Origin of the sequence: Chrysosporum bergii ANA360D (assembly GCF_029891735.1) — a bacterium.
Classification (GTDB): Bacteria; Cyanobacteriota; Cyanobacteriia; order Cyanobacteriales; family Nostocaceae; genus Umezakia; species Umezakia bergii.
Genome location: NZ_JANQDH010000028.1, coordinates 1 through 2,870 on the forward strand (window position 1 = coordinate 1; position 2,870 = coordinate 2,870).

Annotated in this window: 2 protein-coding genes; both read left to right on the forward strand. The window is 39.7% G+C overall.

Annotated features, from left to right (window positions below; all coding sequences use genetic code 11):
• The first annotated feature begins 528 nt into the window (after positions 1 to 528).
• Positions 529 to 1,785 carry an oligosaccharide flippase family protein gene (locus NWP17_RS04390; RefSeq protein WP_280653698.1) on the forward strand — a complete coding sequence of 419 codons (1,257 nt, stop codon included), beginning with the start codon at positions 529 to 531 and terminating at the stop codon, positions 1,783 to 1,785.
• On the forward strand, positions 1,779 to 2,546 hold the full coding sequence (locus NWP17_RS04395; protein ID WP_280653699.1) for a class I SAM-dependent methyltransferase: 768 nt from the start codon (positions 1,779 to 1,781) through the stop codon (positions 2,544 to 2,546). The genes NWP17_RS04390 and NWP17_RS04395 overlap by 7 nt, the downstream gene beginning before the upstream one ends.
• The last annotated feature ends 324 nt before the right edge of the window (positions 2,547 to 2,870 follow it).

The following is a 2,870-nucleotide window of genomic DNA, read 5'->3' on the forward strand; positions in this document are numbered from 1 at the left end:
ACAGCTCGTTGAATGCTTGGCGGTTAAGTCCAGTCATTGCTCGTAGCAGTCGCTCTTGATTCAGGACGCGGTCTAACTTCAACATTAATGTCACCCTACTTGTCTGCTTGATTATTATCCCTTATTTTCCAACAACTCTAATGTAACCTGTGATGCCCAAGGCGGCTGATCGCATTTGCTCCCCCCAATCCAATACACTGGAGAGCGTTACGGGAGATTAGCCGTGAGGCGGGTAATTCATTCCCCGGCTCCCCCACGGGCAGTCTCTAGATAAAGATAATGTAACCTGTTATTCTAATGGCGTGGGGTAATTAACCGCCCCAGAATCTAAATAGGTCTTGCTAATTCATCCTGCAAATATGGAACGCCACTCCTATTCCAGTTTACATCACTTTGTAGTTTAACTACATGAAGATCGCTGTAAGCCACTAAAAAAATCGTAACACTAGAGTTTATCGCTATAAAGCACCTTTTATTTTTCAGCGACTCCATTAATTTTATTGCTAAACTTTTAAGCAATTCATAAATATGCAACGCCATCATTTCATCTACCAACTTGCTAAGGACAATGGCATCTTGATTGTGCAGTACGCGGTGGCTAGTTTAATCCCCTTACTGCTGACACCACATATAGTTCGTTCTATTGGGCTGACAGAATACGGAAATTTGTCAGTATTAACATCATTCGGTGCTTATGGCGCAATAATTGTACAATACTCATTTCAAATGACGGGTCCAAAGCGTATTTCAAACCTTGAACCTGGAGAGACAGATGGGAGTGTTTTCGTGGATGTAACATTTGCTAAAGCAGTCCTATTAACTGGTGTTGTTATATTAACAGGTATAATAATTTATACCTTCAAGCTGACGGGATTAATGGGGGGTTTTTCGTGGGTATTACTATTCACAGGACCGATTGCTTCGTGTATGAATTCTGTCTGGTTTCTGCAGTCTAAAGACAGGTTTTTACCAATATGTCTGCTTGCTATTATGGGATCGACAATCACCCTGTCGCTTGGTTTTGGACTAATTAACAAGAATAGTGACGCAGCTACTAATTTAGCGGTGATTGTAACCGCATTTGGTCCAATATTCATGGCTACTAGTACGTTTGTGACGAGTTTACTTTCAATAAAACAGGCAAAACTCAAATTTAGTTTTAATGGAGTAAGGAAATCCCTTGGAGATGGCTGGTATCTGTTTGTATCCCAGTTTGTATCAGCTATTTATTCACTCTCCGGTCCAATAATCGTCAGCTCCTTAATAGGAGCAGAATCAGCAGGAGTCTACAGTGTGACAGATCGTGCAATTAGTGCTTTAATGTCAGGTGCACTACTAACTCACACGGCCGCCTATCCTAAGCTTGCAGTATATTATATAAATGATCGAGCTACTTACTGGCAATTACTGAAACTAGTCCTAATTATATACTTCTCCATTGCAATTACTATTGCGGCCATTGGCTGGTTTTTACGCGAAAAAGTTTCTCGGTTTCTATACGGAGCAAACAGTCCTGATTTAAACCTTATGCTGAGCCTTGGACTTGCATGGCTTGTTCTGGGCATATTTGGTACAGCTCTGACAGGTTACTTAACCATAGCAGGGCGTAGTTATGAAATTTTTCCTCTGACACTAAAGACTCTTTTATTGTCTTTTGTTATGGGTATACCATGCGTGTTACTAATGGGTGGTAGTGGTTGGTTAGCCGCATTGGTTATGTCTCAACTAATTGTTGTGTACAGTGGATTCAGATATTGGATATTGGAGAAGAAACACACATGCTAAATAATTCTCAGCATTTCAGTGAGCACGAAATCAAATGGGATAGTGAAAAAATTTCTCGTCTCTGGAATTATTACTCAAGAACTAGCCCATTCTCAGATGTTTACTTTTCTAACTTATTTGGACATCACATGCTAAGGCATAGTGGATTAAGCCTTAGACAAAGGCTAGAAGTTTTGGATTTTGGTTGTGGTCCAGGATTTATTTGGAAACACCTTGATAGGCTTGGCTCTCGTTGGGAATACACTGGGCTTGATTTCTCTGCAGATTCAATAAACGAGGTATGCAAAAAAGGTTTTGGGAAAAAATATTTCCAAGGTGCATATCACATTAGTTCCTTACCTACGAATTTACCTAGCAGCCATTTCGATGTTGTGCTTTTATTTGAAGTAGTTGAACATTTGAATGATGTTGATTTGCTTGGCATTCTCGAAGAAGTGTTCCGTTTGTTGAAATATGGCGGTGTACTAATAATAACTACACCCAACGAGGAAAATTTAAATAACTCCAAGAAACTATGTCCCGAATGTGGCGCTATTTTTCATGAGTGGCAACATCTTCGCTCGTGGTCCATAGCAAGCCTTTCAAAATATGTCAGCAAACAAGGGTTTGTTATACGGAAAGCAAAAACACTTGATTTTGCTGCAGATGGTTTAGGATTTGTCAGTTTTTTGAAAAAAATAAGGTACATAACACTTAAACTGCTCAATAAACCCCGTAACTATCCTCACATGATTGCGGTTTTCCAAAAACCCCAGTCTTGACAAATGTTGCAACCTTGTTCTGGATTTCTTTAACAGCAGCTTCGGGTCAACCGAAAAATCAAGAGCCGATCACAATAGACATCTCCGGAAATAGCCAAAGCGTTACCAATACTACTTTTTAAGGTGAGACACCCCAATACAAAAGTAGCTGACTGGCATGCTAAAATAAGCGTTAGAGATGCCTCTTATTGGGAATTAACCAAAAGATAACACCTATGTGAGATAATTTATTTTTAGCCAAGTCCAAATCTTGATAACTAAAATAAGTAGGTTCCCATTCGGAAACGAACAAGTCCACAAATAGTCATGATTACCTGTTCATAC